This window comes from Bosea sp. Tri-49, from assembly GCF_003952665.1.
Lineage (GTDB): Bacteria > Pseudomonadota > Alphaproteobacteria > Rhizobiales > Beijerinckiaceae > Allobosea.
Window position 1 is genome coordinate 1,726,787 of the sequence record NZ_CP017946.1, and the last position, 16,085, is coordinate 1,742,871.

Genomic DNA, 16,085 nt, shown 5'->3' on the forward strand with positions numbered 1-16,085 from the left:
GCGCGCAGCCGACATAATCTATCACGAACTGCTGCGGCTCGCGGCATGACTATCCCTTTGCGCCACGCAACCAATCCGACTCCATCGGCGTATCAGAGCATTGCATCAAGAGGCCGCCCCGAGTGACCGAACGCCCTGCCCTGCTCTGGTTTCGCGACGATCTGCGCCTGTCCGACAACCCGGCCCTGAGAGCGGCGATCGAACATGGCCCGCTGATCTGCCTCTACATCTTCGACACGTCGCAAGATCGCCGGCCGATCGGCGCCGCCGCCTGCTGGTGGCTGTCACGCTCGCTGACGATGTTGTCCGACGTCATCGCGGCGAAGGGCGGCGAATTGCTGATCCTGCGCGGCGATCCGGCCCAGTTGCTGCCACGGATCGTGCAAGAGGCCGATATCGGCTACGCCGCCTGGAACCGACGCTATGACGGCACGGCGATCGCACTCGACAAGGGGCTGAAGGCCGAACTCTCCGCTACCGGCGTCGCTGTCGAGAGCTTCAACGCCAATCTCCTGAACGAGCCGTGGCAGGTTGCGACCAAGGCCGATGGGCCGTTCAAGGTGTTCACGCCCTATTGGCGCGCCGTGCGCGAACGCGGCGAGCCGTCGGCACCGCTTCCGACACCAGGCAAGCTGAGCAAGGCGGAGCTGCCGGCGGCGCTGCGCAAGCAGGTGCTCTCGGTCGCGGACCTCGCCCTCGAGCCGACGGCACCCGACTGGGCCAGCGGATTGCGCGAAGCCTGGACGCCGGGCGAGGCCGGAGCGCAGGAACGGCTCGGCGCCTTCCTCGACGACGCAATCGCCGGCTATCGCGAGGGCCGCGACCGGCCGGACAAGCTCTCGACCTCGCGGCTGTCGCCGCATCTGCGCTTCGGCGAGATCAGCCCGCGCCAGATCTGGCATGCGACCCAGGCGGCGCTGGAGACGGGCAACACGCCGGGCTCAGCGGCAGACGCCGAAAAATTCTTCAGCGAGATCGGCTGGCGTGAATTCTCATACCATCTGCTGTTCCACAATCCCGACTTGGCGACGGCCAACTTCGATCGCCGCTTCGACGCGATGTCTTGGGTGAAGGATGAAGCCGCGCTGGCCGCCTGGCAGAAAGGATTGACCGGCTATCCGATTGTCGATGCCGGCCTGCGCCAGCTCTGGCAGACCGGCTGGATGCACAACCGCGTCCGGATGATCACGGCCTCCTTCCTGATCAAGCACCTGCTGACCGACTGGCGCGCGGGAGAGGCCTGGTTCTGGGACACGTTGGTCGATGCCGATCCAGCGAACAATCCGGCGAGCTGGCAGTGGGTCGCCGGCTCGGGCGCTGATGCGGCACCCTATTTCCGCGTCTTCAACCCGGTGACACAGGGCGAGAAATTCGACCCGAAGGGCACCTATGTCCGGCGCTTCGTTCCGGAACTGGCGGAGCTCGACGACAAGTTCATCCATCGCCCTTGGGAGGCGCCGGCGAGCGCATTGAAACAGGCCGGAATCGTCCTCGACCGGGACTACCCGAAGCCGATCATCGCGCTCGATTTCGGCCGCCGGCGCGCCCTAGACGCCTTTGCCGCCCTTCGATCCGAGTAGCCGACCGACATGACGCTGCCTCCCGCTTCCTTTGTCACGCGCGCCTCTCTTGCCGCTGATCTCGCCGCACTCGGGCTTGCCTCGGGCGATGCCGTCATGGTCCATGCTGCCGTCAGCAGGGTCGGCTGCCTGCTCGACGGTCCCGACACGATCATTGCCGCGCTCTCCGATGTCGTCAGTCCCGAGGGCACCGTCCTCGCCTATGCCGATTGGGAAGCGCGTTACGAGGACCTTGTCGGCGAAGACGGCCGCGTGCCGCCGGAGTGGCGCGACCACATCCCGCCATTCGATCCGCAGCGCTCGCGCGCGATCCGAGACAATGGCGTGCTGCCGGAGTTCCTGCGGACGACGCCGGGCGCGCTACGCAGCGGCAACCCCGGCGCCTCGCTCGTCGCGCTCGGCGCGAAGGCGGAATGGTTCACCGCCGACCATCCACTCGACTATGGTTATGGCGATGGCTCGCCGCTCGCGAAACTGGTCGCAGCCGGCGGCAAGGTGCTGATGCTTGGCGCCCCGCTCGACACGCTGACCCTGCTGCACCATGCCGAGCATCTGGCGCGGATTCCCGGCAAGCGCGTCAGGCGGATCGAGGCACCGCTCGCGACACCGAGCGGCACGCAATGGCGCATGATCGAGGAATTCGACACCGGCGATCCGATCGTCGCGGGGTTGGCTGATGACTATTTCGCGGGAATCGTAACGGATTTCCTCGCCAGCGGCCAAGGCCGACAAGGGCTGATCGGCGCCGCCCCATCCGTTCTGGTCGATGCCGTGGCGATCACAGCTTTTGGTGTGAGCTGGCTCGAAGAACGGTTCGGATCGCGCTCGCCTTGAGTCTGAACTCCATCGCCCAAGCTGTTGGACAAGGAGTCTTCTCCGCTTAAACGGCGCCGTCACGACGGCCGCCGCGATGCTCCCCGGCCAGCTTGCACATCGCCCAGAAATAGGCCGGATATGGCAAGAGCCGCAGCGCCTTCATCAGCCAGGCCAGGCGGCGCGGGAAGGTGATCTCGAAGCCGCCACGGGCGAAACCATCGACGATGCGTGCTGCCGCCTTGTCGAGCGGCACCATGAACGGCATCGGGAAACTGTTGCGCTGGGTCATCGCCGTGTCGACGAAGCCGGGATTGACCAGCTGCAGGCGGATGCCCTGCCGCTCGCAATCGAAGCTCAGCGCCTCGCAGAGATGGATGGCGGCCGCTTTCGACGCTCCGTAAGCGGCTGCGCCCGGCAGCCCGCGATAGCCCGCCAGCGAAGCATTGACCGCGATCTGCCCCTTGCCGCGCGACGCCATGCGCTCGGCGACGGCGGCCGCGCCGCGCACGACGCCAATAAGATTGACCGCGAAAACCTGCTCGAAGGCGGCGACGTCGATCAGGCCGGGCCCATTGCGCGGGGCGATTCCCGCATTGAGGAAGGCGAGCGCGATCGGCCCATGCACGCTCTCGATGCCCTCGACCACGGCCACCATCGCCATGGGATCGGCGACGTCGCCGCAATGAGCGACGATCCGTCCCGGCAAACCATCGGCGCTCAGCGCCAGCGCTTCGAGCTTGTCGAGCCGGCGCGCCGTCGCCGCGACCGTCCAGCCGCGCCGCGCCAGCTCCAGCGCCACGGCCGCGCCGATGCCGGAGCTCGCCCCGGTCACCCAGGCGACGCCATCCTGCGGCTCGATGCGCGGCATGGTCATGTTGCGGTCGGGCCTCCATGTCACGGCAGTCCTGGTCGGACCCTAGTGATGCCGAGCCCCCAGCGGAAGCCCCACCGGCAGCGTTCCCGCTTGGCTTCCCACCATCTTTGCGGGACCGACCTCGCCTGCGATAAGTTCGGGCGACGAAGGAGATCGCGATGCCGACCGAATTGCTGTTCCGGGACGACGCCTACCTCACCGAGACGCAAGCGACCGTCGTCGCGATCAACGAGCGCGGCGGCATCGAACTCGACAGGACGGTGTTCTATGCCACCGGCGGCGGTCAGCCCGGCGATGCCGGCGCGCTCGTCCTCGGCGATGGCTCGCAGATCGCCATCGGCACGGCAATCTACAATCCCGAGGATAAGAGCCGCATCCTGCATGTCCCGCTTGAAGGCCAGGCGGCGCCCGCCATTGGCGAAACCCTGGTCGCCAAGCTCGACTGGGAGCGCCGGCTGAAGCGCATGCGCATCCACACCGCGCTGCACCTGCTCAGCGTCGTCCTGCCTTATCCCGTCACCGGCGGCGCGATCGGCGACGGCGACGGAAGGCTCGATTTCGACATCCCCGAAGGCGGGCTCGACAAGGCGGAGCTGACCGAGAAGCTCAATGCACTCGTGGCGAAGAACGCGGCGATCACCGAAAGCTGGATCACCGATGAGGAGCTCGACGCCAATCCCGGCCTGGTCAAGACCATGTCGGTGAAGCCGCCGCGCGGCTCGGGCCGGGTCCGGCTCGTCTCGATCGAGGGCATCGACCTGCAGCCCTGCGGCGGCACGCATGTGCGCAACACCTCGGAGATCGGCGCGGTCGCCGTCACCGATGTCGAGAAGAAGGGCAAGCAGAACCGGCGCGTGCGCATCGCGCTGGCCTGAACTTTCCGTCATAACATCCTGAAAACAGACTCTTTCGAGGACGCGCGCATGGCCCGCAACGACATCTTCGTCTCCACGCAATGGCTGGCTGAGCGGCTCGATGCGCCCGACATCGTCATCGTCGACGGCTCCTTCTACCTGCCGGCCCAGAAGCGCGATGCGGATGCCGAGTATCTGCAGCAGCGCATTCCCGGCGCGGTGCGCTTCGATGTCGACGTGATCAAGGACGAGAGCTCCAACCTGCCGCATATGCTGCCGCGGCCAGATGCCTTCGCCGCCGCTGTCGGCGCCATGGGCATCGGCGACGGCATGCGCATCGTCGTCTATGACGGGCTCGGCCTGTTCTCGGCGCCGCGCGTGCGCTGGACCTTCCAGACCTTCGGCGCCAAGGATGTCGTCATCCTCGAGGGCGGCCTGCCGCAATGGCTGGCCGAAGGCCGGCCGATCCGGGATGGCGCGCCGCGACAGCGTGCGCCGCGCACGTTCACCGCCAGGCTCGACCATTCCGCCGTCGCCGATATCGATGACGTGGCCCGCGCGCTGGAGAATGGCGTCATCCAGGTGGTCGACGCTCGCCCGGCAGACCGCTTCCGTGGCGAGGCGTCGGAGCCACGCCCCGGTCTGCGCTCCGGCCATATGCCCGGCGCGCTCAACCTGCCCTCCTCGGTGCTGGTGGCTGATGGCAAGCTCAAGGAGCCGGAGGCGCTCGCCGCGGCCTTCCGTGAGGCCGGCGTCGACATCGACAAGCCGCTGCTGATGAGCTGCGGCTCGGGTGTCTCTGCGGTGATCCTGTCGACGGCGCTGGAGATGCTCGGCAAGCCGGCGCGCGCCGTCTATGACGGCTCCTGGGCCGAATGGGGCGCGAGCGAGCGCCCGGTGGCAACCGGGCCGGCAAAACCCTGAAGGTTTAGAACACCGACCAGCCGGTGCGCTCGACCAGGCGTTCGAGCGCGATCGCACCGACATGCGAGGTGCCGGCGGCGTTGAGTCCCGGCGACCAGACCGCGATCGCGGCCTGCTTCGGCACGATAGCGAGGATGCCACCGCCGACACCGCTCTTGCCGGGCAGGCCGACCTTGAAGGCGAACTCGCCCGAGGCATCGTAATGGCCGCAGGTCATCATCAGCGCCTTGACGCGGCGGGCCCGCGCCGGGCGGCAGACCATGTCGCCAGTCAACGGATCGACGCCATCGCCGGCGAGGAACAGGCCGGCGCGGGCGAGCTGGGCGCAGCTCAGCTTCAGTGCGCATTGATGGAAATAGACGTCGAGCACCTCAGCGACCGGGTTCTTCAGGTTGCCGAAGGCGCGGATGAAATTGGCGAGGCTGGCATTGCGGAAACCAGTCTGCGCCTCCGAGCCCGCCACCTCGTCGTCGATCGAGACTGAAGGGTCGCCCGAGCGCTCGCGCAGGAAGGCGAGGATTTCGTCCGCCGTCTTCTTCGGCGTCCGGCCGGTCAGCAGCGCATCGGTGACGACGAGCGCGCCGGCATTGATGAACGGATTGCGCGGCACGCCGCGCTCCTGCTCGAGCTGGACGATCGAGTTGAAGGGCGAGCCGGAAGGCTCGCGCCCTACACGGTGCCAGAGCCGGGCGCCGACCCGCTCCAGCGCCAGCGTCAGGGTGAAGACCTTGGAGATGCTCTGGATCGAGAACGGCACCTCGGCATCGCCAGCCTGGGCGCGCTCACCTGCGCAAGCGATGACGGCAAGGCCGAAGCGCTGTGGATCGACTCGCGACAGCGCCGGAATGTAGTCAGCCACCTTGCCACCGCCGATATGGTCGGCGATGTCGGCATGAACGGCAGCGACGATGTCCGACAGGTTGCGCAATGTCCGAACTCCGCCACGTCCCAGCCGATAACCGGTCGACCTTGGCATTCGCCCATCCGTGCCGCAATCGCGGCGTCTGGAGCTTGGCAAACTCGGTACCCCCTGCGCATGCTGCGCCCGCGCTGGGGAACCAACTATGACTTATTGCCTAGGGATCCTTTTGCCGTCGGGTCTGATCCTTGCCTCGGATTCCCGCTCCAGCGCCGGCGTCGACCAGATCGCCGTGGTCAAGAAGCTCGCTTTGTTCGAGGTGTCGAACGAGCGGGTGATCACCATCCTCTCGGCCGGGAATCTCGCGACGACGCAGGCCGTGATCACCATGATCAGGCAATACACCAAGCATAAGCAGGACAGCGCCTCGGGCGGCGAGAACCGCGACATCCTGGCGGCGCGCACCATGTTCGACGTGGCGCAGATCGTCGGCGGCGTGCTGCGCGAGGTGTTGCGCGCCAACCGCGCCTTCGTCGAGCCCTATGGCGACCCGAACGGCTCCTTCATCGTCGCCGGCCAGATCGCCGGAGAACCGCATCGTCTCTTCCAGGTCTATTCAGCGGGCAACTTCGTCGAAGCCTCAGGGCGTACCCAGTTCCTCCAGCTTGGCGAGACCAAATACGGCAAGCCGATCCTCGACCGCGCACTGCAGGAGGCGAGCGGGCTCGACGAGGCGGCCAAGCTCGCTTTGCTCTCCTTCGACGCCACCGTCCGCTCAAACCTCTCGGTAGCGCCGCCGATCGACCTGCTGCGCTACGAGGCCGACAGCTTCTCGACCCGGCATCTCGCCAAATACGACAGCAACCATCCCTATTGGGCAGACATGCGCCAGCGTTACAGCGACGGGCTTACGGCGCTGGTGGCGAGCCTGCCGGCACCGGACTTCCCCGCCTGACTACTGCAGCAGCGCGACCATCGCGGCATAGCCACGGCGGCGGGCATGCTCGAGCGGTGTGACGCCGTCGCGGTCGGCGAGATCGCGGCGCGCGCCTGCGGTTATTAGCGCCCTCACCGTCCCGACATGACGCGGCCCGCCTTCGCCGAGGATCACCGCCTCGATCAGGGCAGTCCAGCCGAGATTGTTGACATGGTCGAGCGGCGCGCCGGCGGCGATCAACTCGCTGACCACACCGTCATGACCGAGATGGGCGGCTGCGATCAGTGCCGTGCCGCGATAGGGGCTGGTGATAGCGCGTGCGTCGCCGCCGATAGCGAGCGCAGTGCGCATGGTCTCCAGATCGTCGGCGACGGCTGCGATCGTGATCGCATCATAGGATTGGCCGTCGAGAGCGCGGGGATCGGCTCCCGCCTTGGCGAGTTCGCGCATCGCCTCGCGCTGACGGGCATGGGTCGCGACATGCAGCGCGGTGCGGCCTCCACCGTCCCGCGTATCGAGCCGGCTGCCGGATGCGACTGCCTGACGGAGGGCCGCGAGGTCGCCGCGATGAGCCGCAAGATGCAGCGCATCATAGGCTGCGATCTCGGCCGGCGATGGCGGAATCTGGGCTTCCGCAACGGAACATAGGCCGAGACTTCCGACGATGAGGAGGCTCCGAAACGCGCTTCGGCAAACGTTCTCCTCGCGTCGTTTCGTCTCAGGCATCGGCGTTTACCCGTTATTTTCGCGCGATCGGCGCGATTAAATGCAATTTGCTCAAATTAGGGTCAGCTTTGCTGTCCCTTCCCCCTTGCCGGTCGGCAAAGGGCGTCCTATCTCCTGTGCACCGCAGCAGCGATGTTGCGGCGCCCTCCTTGGGCGTTTCCTCCCTAGACTTGGGCCTGCGCTTCGGCGTGGGCCTTTTTCTTAGCGCAGGAAGGCTACGCAGCCGGCATCGGCTACGCAACCTGAAGCCCGGCTCTCAGTCGATCGCGATCATCACGTCGGACGCCTTCACGACGGCATAGGCCTTCTGCCCGACCGCGAGCTTGAGCTCGTCGACCGCGGCATTGGTGATCGCCGAGGTGACGATAGTGCCGCCGACATCGAGCTTCACATGGGCGGTGGTCGCGCCCTTCACGATCTCGACGATGGTGCCCTTGAGCTGGTTGCGGGCGGAAATCTTCATGCTGGTCTCCTCGATCTGACAACCTCGCGAGTCCGCGTCAGGCAGACTCGACCTTTGGTCGCCCGCCGTTATATTCGGCCGCACATAGCGACAGCAACCGCAGCGAGGACCCTCATGCCATCGAACCGCCGAAACATGTGCTCCGGTCTCTTGGGTTTCACCGCCGCGCTGCTGATCGGCGTCGCCTCCTTCACCGGCCCGGCCTTCGCCCAGAGCAAGGAACTGGTGATCTTCGCCGCCGCGAGCCTGAAGAACGCACTCGACGAGGCCGCGGCCAACTGGGTCAAGGAGAGCGGCAAGCCGGCGCCCAAGATCTCCTATGCTGCCAGCAACGCGCTGGCGAAGCAGCTCGAACAGGGCGCGCCGGCCGATCTCTTCCTCTCGGCCGATCTCGACTGGATGGATTACGCCCAGCAGAAAAACCTGATCAACAAGGAGAGCCGGGTCAGCCTGCTCGCCAACCGGCTCGCGCTGATTGCCCCCGCCGACGCCAAGACCACGGTGACGCTGGCGCCCGGCGTCGACCTCTCCACTGCGCTCGGCTCCAGCCGGCTCGCCATGGGCAATGTCGATTCGGTGCCGGCCGGTAAATACGGCAAGGCGGCGCTGGAGAAGCTCGGCGGCTGGGACAAGGTCAAGGACAAGATCGCGCAGAGCGACAATGTCCGCGCCGCGCTGCTGCTGGTCTCGCGCGGCGAGGCGCCGCTCGGCATCGTCTATACCACCGATGCCGCCGCCGATCCCAAAGTCAAGGTGATCGCGACCTTCCCCGAGGATACCCATCCGCCGATCATCTATCCGGTCGCCATCACCAAGGATTCCGCCAATCCCGACGCGCAGGGCTTCCTCAGCTATCTGCGCGGCAACGGCGCCAAGGCGAGCTTTGAAAAGCAGGGCTTCACGGTCCTGAACAAGCCCGCCACATCCTCGTAAGGGATTCTTCGTGAGCGACTGGCTGTCGCCGGAGGAATGGACGGCCGTCCGCCTCAGCCTGATCGTCGCCACCACCGCGATGCTGGCGAGCCTGCCTCTGGGGCTCGCCGTCGCCTGGCTGCTGGCGCGCGGGCGCTTCTGGGGCAAGTCGCTGCTCGACGCCGTCATCCATCTGCCGCTGATCCTGCCGCCCGTCGTCACCGGCTATCTCCTCTTGATCGGCTTCGGACGGCGCGGGCCGATCGGCCAGTTCCTTTATGACTGGTTCGGTATCGTCCTGTCCTTCCGCTGGACGGGCGCGGCGCTCGCCTGCGCCGTGATGGGCTTTCCGCTGATGGTCAGGGCGATCCGGCTCTCGATCGAGGCGATCGACCGCAAGCTCGAGGATGCCGCGGGAACACTCGGTGCCGGGCCGTTCTGGGTGTTCCTGACGGTGACGCTGCCGCTCGCTCTGCCCGGCATCCTCGCCGGCATGATCCTGTGCTTCGCCAAGGCGATGGGCGAGTTCGGCGCGACCATCACCTTCGTTTCCAACATCCCCGGCGAAACGCAGACCCTACCCTCGGCGATCTACACCTTCACCCAGGTACCCAACGGCGATGCCGGGGCGATGCGGCTGACCCTGATCTCGATCGCGATCTCGGTCGCGGCGCTGTTCGCCTCGGAGTTTCTGGCGCGGCTGGTCGGCCGGCGGATCGCCGTCGAATGAGCGCCGTCATCGAGGTTTCCATTGCGCATCGGCTGGGCGCCTTCGCACTCGATGCCGCCTTCGCTTCGGACGGACGGCTGACGGCGCTGTTCGGCCGCTCGGGCTCGGGCAAGACCTCGCTCGTCAATGTGATCTCCGGGCTGATCCGGCCGCAGGAAGGCCGTGTCGTCATCGACGGACGGGTGATGCTCGACAGCGCCGCCGGCATCTTCGTGCCGAAGCATCGGCGCCGCATCGGCTATGTCTTCCAGGAGGCGCGGCTTTTCCCGCATCTCTCGGTGCGGCAGAACCTGCTCTATGGCCGCTGGTTCGCGCCAAAGATGGAGGACGGCGGCAGCAAGCTCGATGACGTGCTCGACCTGCTCGGCATCGGCCATCTGCTGCAGCGGCAGCCGGGCGCGCTTTCCGGTGGCGAGAAGCAGCGCGTCGCGATCGGCCGCGCCCTGCTGGCAAAGCCGCGCCTCCTCCTCATGGACGAACCACTCGCTTCGCTCGACGAGGAGCGCAAAGCCGAGATCCTGCCTTACATCGAACGCCTGCGCGACGGTTTCGGCATCCCGATCGTCTATGTCTCGCATTCGATCGCCGAGGTGGCCCGGCTCGCCACCCATCTCGTCATCCTCGACCAGGGCAAGGTCTCGATGAGCGGGCCTACCGCCGAATTGATGTCGCGCCCCGACGTGCCGATCCTCTCCACTTCGGCGGAGGCCGGCGCGATTCTCGACGCGCGCGTGCTGCGCCACGAGCCGGAGCACGGCCTGACGATCCTCGAGACCGCAGCCGGGCCGTTGCAGATCGCCCGGCGCAGGGTGCCGGAAGGAACGGCGCTGCGCGTGCGCATCCTCGCCAGCGACGTGATGCTCAGCCTCAAGCCGCTCGAGGGGGTCAGCGCACTCAACATTCTGCCGGCACGTGTTTCAGCGATCGGCGATCGGCATGGCGCTGGTGGAGCGCTGGAAGTGAGGCTCGACTGCAATGGCGCCGGCCTGCTCGCCCGCCTCACCGTGAAATCAGCCGAGCAATTGCAGCTGAAGCCCGGCAGCCCAGTCTATGCGGTGATTAAGAGCGTCTCGATCGATACGCCGTGAGGTCCGCTCGCGGTCGGCTCGTCGTCATTGCGAGCGCAGCGAAGCAATCCAGGGAGACGTAGAGCATTGCGGCCCTTGGATTGCTTCGTCGCTTTGCTCCTCGCAATGACGGGAGGCCAAAAGCCTCCGTCTCACGATCCGGTCGGCGAGACTGCCGCGCGCAGCGCTGCAACCTCGGCGGCCCCTGCTTCCAGGGCCTTCGCCTCTATGGCGCGATAATTCGCGACGATCTCCCGGCCGAGCGCCGTCAGATGGGCGCCGCCGCCCTTGGCGCCGCCGGGCTGGGCCTCGACCAGCGGCGCACGGAAGATGCGGTTGAGATCGTCGACCAGCAGCCAGGCGCGCCGATAGGACATCTTCATCGAGCGGCCGGCAGCGGAGATCGAGCCGGTCTCGCCGATAGCCTCCAGCAATTGCACCTTGCCCGGCCCGAGGCGTCCACCCGGCGTGAAGTCGAGCCGGAAGCTGAAGCGCGTCGCCGGCAAGGACTGGTCAGCCTTCGACATAGCCCGCCCCTCCGCGGCAGCGCGCGCTCAGTAGAGCCGCGAGCGGTAGGCCTCTTCGAGATTGGCGTCGGCCTCGGCGGCATCGACCGCCCTGGTCTGCTCGGCGACGATGCGGCCGAGCGTCGGGAAGCTCGAGCGCTCGACCTGCGCCTCCTGAGCCCAGAGCTTCGAGCGGAGCAGCGCCTTGCCGCAATGGAAATAGGCCTCGTCGACCTCGACGATCAGGCCGAGCTTGGGCGCCTTCTCCTGCATGGCCATGGGCTCCAGCAGCGCGGCGTCCGTGGTCATCCGTGCCCTGCCATTGACGCGCAAAGTCTCGGTGATCCCCGGTACGAAGAAGACGAGACCGACACCCGGCGAACTCAACACGTTCCGGAAGGAATCGATCCGGTTGTTGCCGCGCCTGTCAGGAATCAGCAGGGTTCGCTCGTCGAGCACCTCGACGAAGCCCGGCCCATCGCCGCGCGGGCTGGCATCCACCCCGCCCTCGCGGTCAGCGGTAGCCAGAACGAGAAAGGGCGAGAGCGCGATGAAGTCGCGGCAGAACTTGTCGAGCCGGTCGAGCACCTTCTTCTGCACGACCAGCGACTCTTCGCCGACGATCGCGCGCAGCTGGGCTGCATCATCGACCGTGGTGCCGGGCTTCTCGCTGATCGCGCTCATGTCATATCTCCAAAGGCATGCCGGCCCAGCCGGCGAAGCAGGCATAACATGGCTTCGAAATCGGTCGAAGCCTCGCCACAACCTCAGGTGATGCGCCGGACACTGTCGGCGATCTCGTCCGGCTCGAACAGGCGCTTCCAGTCCGGCTTCAGGATCGTCTCCTTGCCGAAGACGATCGCCTTGTTGCAGGCGTCGGAAAACACGCCCTGGACCTCGCCGAAAGTGACCGCCGCCAGGATGTTCATGTGGCCAAGCAGAAAGTCGCGCGCCGCCTCGCGCGGCACGCCGCGGGCGATTGCCTCCTCCATTGCCTCGCGCATCGCGTCGAGCAGCGTGGCGCAGACGGTTTCCGACAGTCCGGGCTCGAGGATCGCCATCTGCTCGACGGTGACGCGATGCGAGCGCATCACCGGCGCCCAGATCGCCCGCGCTACCTCCTCGCCAAGCGCGTAATGCGCCTCCGGACCCTGCATCAGCGCGTTGACGATGTGCTGCTTGGCGGCGATGCCGCCGAAATGATCGACGCGCGCATCGGGATCGGTCTCGTCGTTGAAGATCGGCGGATGGCAGGGGTGGGTGACGAAATAGGTGATGTCGGCACGCTCAGGCAGATGGCCGGCATGGGGCGCGGCGGCATCGAGGATGACGACGATAGTCCCGGCTGCCAGCTTCGGCACTAGGTTGGCCGCGACCGCGCCGACCGCGGTATCCGGCACCGCCAGGATCACGACCTCCGCCCCCTCGATAGCGGCATCCGGCTCGACGCAGGCCAGACCGAAGGCCTCGCGGATGCGTTCGCGCCCCGCGGAACTGATCTCGACATGACGGGTCTCAAAGCGCGAGCGAGCGAGATTGCGGCCGAGCCGCATGCCCATTTTGCCGCCGGCACCGAACAGTGCGACCACCGTCATCGTCTTCCTCCCGCGTCCGCGCGTCCGTTGCCGACGCTGTCCGGCAAGCTCGCAGGGCTTTCCGCCGGTCGTCAACGCCGCTGCCCTGCCCTTTGCGTGCGCCCGTTGTCCGGCTGACGCATGACCACCCTCCGACCTTGCATGCAAGATGGCAGTGAAGATTGACGCTTCGGGACGATGACGGGATAGTCGGCGCCCCGTCACGCTTCCGGATCATCATGCCTCGCCCGACGCCGTCTACTGCCCTCGAACGCTTGCGCGTGCTCGATCTGACACGCGTGCGCGCTGGGCCGACCTGCGCTCGCATCTTCGCCGATTTCGGCGCCGACGTGATCAAGATCGAAAGCCCGCCGGGTGTCGATCCCAACGAGAACATGAGCGGGCCGCGGCATGGCTACGACATGCAGAACCTGCACCGGAACAAGCGCTCGCTGACGCTCAACCTCAAGAAGGAACCGGCCAAGGCGATCCTGCGCAAGCTGATCGCCGATGCCGACCTCTTGGTCGAGAACTTCCGGCCCGATGTGAAGGAGCGGCTCGGCCTAGATTTCGAGACGCTGCACGCGCTCAATCCGCGCCTGATCCTGGTCTCGATCTCGGGCTTCGGCCAGAGCGGGCCCTATCGGCTGCGCGCCGGCTTCGACCAGATTGCACAAGGGATGGGTGGGATGATGTCGGTCACCGGCCTGCCCGGCCAAGGGCCGGTGCGCGCCGGCATCGCCGTCGCCGATTCCGCCGCCGGACTCTATGGTGCGATCGGCGCGCTGGTGGCGCTGCAGGAACGCGCCGTCTCGGGCAAGGGGCAATGGGTACAGACCTCGCTGCTCGAGGCCCAGATCGGCATGATGGATTTCCAGGTCGCGCGCTATCTGGTCGAGGGCAAGGTGCCGCCGCAGGCCGGCAACGACCACCCCTATGCTACGCCGATGGGCGTCTATGCGACGCGCGACGGCCATATCAATCTCGGTGTCGGCGCCGAAGGGCACTGGCGTTCCTTTTGCGGCGTGCTCGGCCAGCCGGAGCTCGCGATCGATCCGCGTTATGACAACATGGAGAAGCGCTTCGCGGCGCGGCCTGAACTGCGCGTCCTGCTCGAGGAGATCATGACCAAGCAGGACAGCGCCTACTGGCTCGACGCTTGCGAGAAGGGTTCCGTGCCGGCCGGGCCGATCTATGCGGTCGATGCCGTCTTCGACGACCCGCAGGTCCAGCATCTCGGCATCGCGCAGCCAGTCCACCATCCCAAGCTCGGCGACATCCGTGTCGTCGGCGAGCCGGTCAGCCTGTCGCGCACGCCGGCCAGCATCGCGACGCCGACGCCGGACGCCGGCGACCACAATCACGAAATCCTCACCGAGCTCGGCTTCGACGAGGCGGCCATCGCCGGCCTCAAGGCCGAAGGCGCGATCTGAAAGGCATCCAATGAACGACGAGATCCTCTACGACGTCGCCGACGGGGTCGGCACGGTCACGCTCAACCGGCCGCAGGCACGCAATGCGCTGACCTTCGCCATGTATGAGGGATTGGCCAAGATCCTCGGCAATCCCGAGAAGCACGGCGCGCCGAAAGTGTTCGTCGTCACCGGCGCTGGCGAAAAAGCCTTCGCCGCCGGCACCGACATCTCCCAGTTCCGTGAGTTCAAGACGGCGGAAGACGCGCTCGCCTACGAGAACCGGATCGAGCGGGTGATCACGTCGATCGAAAGCTGCCCGGTGCCGACGATCGCGGCGATCGCTGGCGCGGTCACCGGCGGCGGCGCGGCGATCGCCTGCGCCTGCGACCTCAGAATCGCGACGCAATCGGCCCGCTTCGGCTTCCCGGTGGCGCGCACGCTCGGCAACTGCCTGTCGATGGCGAATTATGCCCGCCTCGCCAGCCTGCTCGGTCCGGCCCGCGTCAAGGACGTCATTTTCACCGCGCGGCTGGTCGAGGCCGAGGAAGGCCATCGCATCGGCCTCTACAACGAACTCGTCGCCGACCATGCGGCGCTGATGGCGCGGGTGAAGGAACTGGCCGAGACGATCCGCGGCCATGCGCCATTGACGATGCGCGCCACCAAGGAGGCGCTGCGCCGGCTGACCCAGGCGGCGAGTGCCGATGTCGACGGCGATGACCTCGTCACCCTCTGCTACACCAGCGCCGATTTCCGCGAGGGCATGGAAGCCTTCCTCGGCAAGCGCACGCCGAACTGGCAGGGCAAATGAGCCAGACCATCGGCTTCATCGGCCTCGGGCTGATGGGCGCGGGCTTCTGCAAGCGCCTGCTCGCGACCGGCCGCACCGTCGTCGGCTACGATCTCGACCCGGCACGGCGGGCCGAAGCCGACGCGCTCGGCGTCGCCCTCGCCGCCTCACCGGCCGAGGTCGCCGAGCGTGCCAATCCCGTCTGCATCGCGGTGACCACCACCAAGGCGGTGCAGGCGGTGGTTAGCGGCGAAGGCGGCATCCTCTCGGCGAAGCCGCAATCCGGCGCGATCGTCATCGACTTCTCGACGACCGAGATCGGCGTGACCAAAGCACTCGCCGCCGCGCTGGCGGAGGCTGGCATCGGCTTCATCGACGCGCCAGTGTCAGGCGGGCCGCCGGCAGCGGAAGCCGGCAAGCTCGCGATCATGGCCGGCGGCTCGCCGGAAGCGATCAAGGCGGTGCGGCCATTGGCCGAAAGCCTCGGCCTCTTCACCCATATGGGCGCGGTCGGCGCCGGCCAGGCGACCAAGCTGGTCAACCAGGCGCTGTGCCTGACCAACTATGTCGTGGTGGCGGAATCGCTGCGGCTTGCCGAGGCCTATGGCGTCGACGCCGACAAGATCCCGGCGGCGCTGGCCCCCGGCCTCGGTAATTCGGCGGTACTGCAGGCGATGATGCCGCGCATGGTCGCGCGCGACTTCACGCCGAAGGGCTATGCCAGGCAGGTGCTGAAGGACCTCGAAATGCTGATGGAGGCCGGGCGCGAGCAGCACCTTGCCATGCCGATGGTCGCCCAGGCGACGACGCTCTACCGGATGCTGGTCGCGCAGGGCCATAGCGAGCTCGACGCGATCGCGGTGCTGAAGGTGCTGCCGGAGGCTGGGCAGGCACACTGATTGATCGGCGTGCGAACGCCCTCTCCGTCTTTCCGGGGCGCTGCGCAGCAGCGAGCCCGGAACCCAGAACCGATGCCGTATCCGGAAATGCAGACCGACCGCCGCGCTTCAACTCGCAAGCACATCGGTTCTGGATTCCGGGCTCAGGCCTGCGGCCTG

Annotated in this window: 18 protein-coding genes; 11 read left to right on the forward strand and 7 right to left on the reverse strand. The window is 66.9% G+C overall.

What is annotated here, in order from left to right; genetic code table 11:
• Positions 1-122 precede the first annotated feature (122 nt).
• Positions 123-1,580, forward strand: coding sequence for a cryptochrome/photolyase family protein (locus tag BLM15_RS08510; protein ID WP_126112168.1), 1,458 nt, complete (start codon positions 123-125; stop codon positions 1,578-1,580).
• Positions 1,581-1,589: 9 nt separating this feature from the next.
• Entirely contained in the window at positions 1,590-2,414 is an 825-nt protein-coding gene (aac(3), locus tag BLM15_RS08515; RefSeq protein WP_126112170.1) for an aminoglycoside 3-N-acetyltransferase, read from the forward strand.
• A gap of 46 nt (positions 2,415-2,460) precedes the next feature.
• On the opposite strand, the gene BLM15_RS08520 is transcribed toward aac(3), so the two are convergent.
• Positions 2,461-3,270 (reverse strand): SDR family NAD(P)-dependent oxidoreductase, encoded by an 810-nt coding sequence (locus tag BLM15_RS08520; RefSeq protein ID WP_126112172.1) that lies wholly within the window; start codon positions 3,268-3,270, stop codon positions 2,461-2,463.
• Positions 3,271-3,428: 158 nt separating this feature from the next.
• Between BLM15_RS08520 and BLM15_RS08525 the strand changes: the two genes are divergently transcribed.
• Together BLM15_RS08525 and sseA are read left to right on the forward strand one after the other, a co-directional pair.
• Positions 3,429-4,145: an alanyl-tRNA editing protein gene (locus tag BLM15_RS08525; RefSeq protein WP_126112174.1), complete on the forward strand. Its 717-nt coding sequence runs from the start codon at positions 3,429-3,431 to the stop codon at positions 4,143-4,145.
• Between the two features lie 48 nt (positions 4,146-4,193).
• On the forward strand, positions 4,194-5,048 hold the full coding sequence (gene sseA, locus BLM15_RS08530) for a 3-mercaptopyruvate sulfurtransferase (RefSeq protein ID WP_126112176.1): 855 nt from the start codon (positions 4,194-4,196) through the stop codon (positions 5,046-5,048).
• A gap of 4 nt (positions 5,049-5,052) precedes the next feature.
• On the opposite strand, the gene BLM15_RS08535 is transcribed toward sseA, so the two are convergent.
• A complete protein-coding gene (locus tag BLM15_RS08535; protein WP_236846705.1) occupies positions 5,053-5,976 on the reverse strand; it encodes a glutaminase in 924 nt (307 codons plus the stop codon).
• Positions 5,977-6,112: 136 nt separating this feature from the next.
• Here BLM15_RS08535 and BLM15_RS08540 point away from each other — a divergent pair, with 136 nt between their 5' ends.
• Entirely contained in the window at positions 6,113-6,862 is a 750-nt protein-coding gene (locus BLM15_RS08540; RefSeq protein ID WP_126112180.1) for a proteasome-type protease, read from the forward strand.
• On the opposite strand, the gene BLM15_RS08545 is transcribed toward BLM15_RS08540, so the two are convergent.
• Entirely contained in the window at positions 6,863-7,570 is a 708-nt protein-coding gene (locus BLM15_RS08545; RefSeq protein ID WP_126112182.1) for an ankyrin repeat domain-containing protein, read from the reverse strand. It lies immediately after the preceding gene.
• A 256-nt stretch (positions 7,571-7,826) separates the two neighbouring features.
• Positions 7,827-8,033: a TOBE domain-containing protein gene (locus tag BLM15_RS08550; protein WP_126112184.1), complete on the reverse strand. Its 207-nt coding sequence runs from the start codon at positions 8,031-8,033 to the stop codon at positions 7,827-7,829.
• 114 nt (positions 8,034-8,147) lie between these two features.
• Here BLM15_RS08550 and modA point away from each other — a divergent pair, with 114 nt between their 5' ends.
• The 3 genes from modA to modC are packed head-to-tail and all read left to right on the forward strand — an operon-like array spanning position 8,148 to position 10,763.
• Positions 8,148-8,966 carry a molybdate ABC transporter substrate-binding protein gene (gene modA, locus BLM15_RS08555; protein WP_126112186.1) on the forward strand — a complete coding sequence of 273 codons (819 nt, stop codon included), beginning with the start codon at positions 8,148-8,150 and terminating at the stop codon, positions 8,964-8,966.
• A gap of 10 nt (positions 8,967-8,976) precedes the next feature.
• Positions 8,977-9,675, forward strand: a complete 699-nt coding sequence (modB, locus tag BLM15_RS08560) for a molybdate ABC transporter permease subunit (protein WP_126112188.1) — start codon at positions 8,977-8,979, stop codon at positions 9,673-9,675.
• Complete coding sequence (modC, locus tag BLM15_RS08565; RefSeq protein WP_126112190.1) at positions 9,672-10,763, forward strand: molybdenum ABC transporter ATP-binding protein; 1,092 nt, start codon at positions 9,672-9,674, stop codon at positions 10,761-10,763. Before modB ends, modC begins: the two co-directional genes overlap by 4 nt.
• Positions 10,764-10,894: 131 nt before the next feature.
• On the opposite strand, the gene BLM15_RS08570 is transcribed toward modC, so the two are convergent.
• The 3 genes from BLM15_RS08570 to BLM15_RS08580 form a co-directional block, all read right to left on the reverse strand.
• On the reverse strand, positions 10,895-11,269 hold the full coding sequence (locus tag BLM15_RS08570) for a winged helix-turn-helix domain-containing protein (RefSeq protein WP_126112192.1): 375 nt from the start codon (positions 11,267-11,269) through the stop codon (positions 10,895-10,897).
• A 27-nt stretch (positions 11,270-11,296) separates the two neighbouring features.
• On the reverse strand, positions 11,297-11,932 hold the full coding sequence (locus tag BLM15_RS08575) for a pyridoxamine 5'-phosphate oxidase family protein (RefSeq protein ID WP_126112194.1): 636 nt from the start codon (positions 11,930-11,932) through the stop codon (positions 11,297-11,299).
• 83 nt (positions 11,933-12,015) lie between these two features.
• Entirely contained in the window at positions 12,016-12,843 is an 828-nt protein-coding gene (locus tag BLM15_RS08580) for a phosphogluconate dehydrogenase C-terminal domain-containing protein (protein ID WP_126112196.1), read from the reverse strand.
• A 218-nt stretch (positions 12,844-13,061) separates the two neighbouring features.
• On the opposite strand from BLM15_RS08580, the gene BLM15_RS08585 reads away from it, so the two are divergent.
• Genes BLM15_RS08585 through BLM15_RS08595 form a run of 3 tightly spaced genes read left to right on the forward strand, consistent with a single transcriptional unit; the run spans position 13,062 to position 15,926 of the window.
• Positions 13,062-14,255: a CaiB/BaiF CoA transferase family protein gene (locus tag BLM15_RS08585; RefSeq protein WP_126112198.1), complete on the forward strand. Its 1,194-nt coding sequence runs from the start codon at positions 13,062-13,064 to the stop codon at positions 14,253-14,255.
• A gap of 10 nt (positions 14,256-14,265) precedes the next feature.
• On the forward strand, positions 14,266-15,048 hold the full coding sequence (locus BLM15_RS08590) for an enoyl-CoA hydratase/isomerase family protein (protein WP_126112200.1): 783 nt from the start codon (positions 14,266-14,268) through the stop codon (positions 15,046-15,048).
• Positions 15,045-15,926: an NAD(P)-dependent oxidoreductase gene (locus tag BLM15_RS08595; RefSeq protein WP_126112202.1), complete on the forward strand. Its 882-nt coding sequence runs from the start codon at positions 15,045-15,047 to the stop codon at positions 15,924-15,926. The genes BLM15_RS08590 and BLM15_RS08595 overlap by 4 nt, the downstream gene beginning before the upstream one ends.
• Positions 15,927-16,085: the final 159 nt, after the last annotated feature.

What these genes read in the sequence shown, in the direction of transcription:
- BLM15_RS08520 (WP_126112172.1), bottom strand. Translation starts at nt 3,270, where the DNA reads ATGACCATGCCGCGCATCGAGCCGCAGGATGGCGTCGCCTGGGTGACC.
- BLM15_RS08525 (WP_126112174.1), top strand. Translation starts at nt 3,429, where the DNA reads ATGCCGACCGAATTGCTGTTCCGGGACGACGCCTACCTCACCGAGACG.
- sseA (WP_126112176.1), top strand. Translation starts at nt 4,194, where the DNA reads ATGGCCCGCAACGACATCTTCGTCTCCACGCAATGGCTGGCTGAGCGG.
- BLM15_RS08540 (WP_126112180.1), top strand. Translation starts at nt 6,113, where the DNA reads ATGACTTATTGCCTAGGGATCCTTTTGCCGTCGGGTCTGATCCTTGCC.
- BLM15_RS08545 (WP_126112182.1), bottom strand. Translation starts at nt 7,570, where the DNA reads ATGCCTGAGACGAAACGACGCGAGGAGAACGTTTGCCGAAGCGCGTTT.
- BLM15_RS08550 (WP_126112184.1), bottom strand. Translation starts at nt 8,033, where the DNA reads ATGAAGATTTCCGCCCGCAACCAGCTCAAGGGCACCATCGTCGAGATC.
- modA (WP_126112186.1), top strand. Translation starts at nt 8,148, where the DNA reads ATGCCATCGAACCGCCGAAACATGTGCTCCGGTCTCTTGGGTTTCACC.
- modC (WP_126112190.1), top strand. Translation starts at nt 9,672, where the DNA reads ATGAGCGCCGTCATCGAGGTTTCCATTGCGCATCGGCTGGGCGCCTTC.
- BLM15_RS08570 (WP_126112192.1), bottom strand. Translation starts at nt 11,269, where the DNA reads ATGTCGAAGGCTGACCAGTCCTTGCCGGCGACGCGCTTCAGCTTCCGG.
- BLM15_RS08575 (WP_126112194.1), bottom strand. Translation starts at nt 11,932, where the DNA reads ATGAGCGCGATCAGCGAGAAGCCCGGCACCACGGTCGATGATGCAGCC.
- BLM15_RS08580 (WP_126112196.1), bottom strand. Translation starts at nt 12,843, where the DNA reads ATGACGGTGGTCGCACTGTTCGGTGCCGGCGGCAAAATGGGCATGCGG.
- BLM15_RS08585 (WP_126112198.1), top strand. Translation starts at nt 13,062, where the DNA reads ATGCCTCGCCCGACGCCGTCTACTGCCCTCGAACGCTTGCGCGTGCTC.
- BLM15_RS08590 (WP_126112200.1), top strand. Translation starts at nt 14,266, where the DNA reads ATGAACGACGAGATCCTCTACGACGTCGCCGACGGGGTCGGCACGGTC.
- BLM15_RS08595 (WP_126112202.1), top strand. Translation starts at nt 15,045, where the DNA reads ATGAGCCAGACCATCGGCTTCATCGGCCTCGGGCTGATGGGCGCGGGC.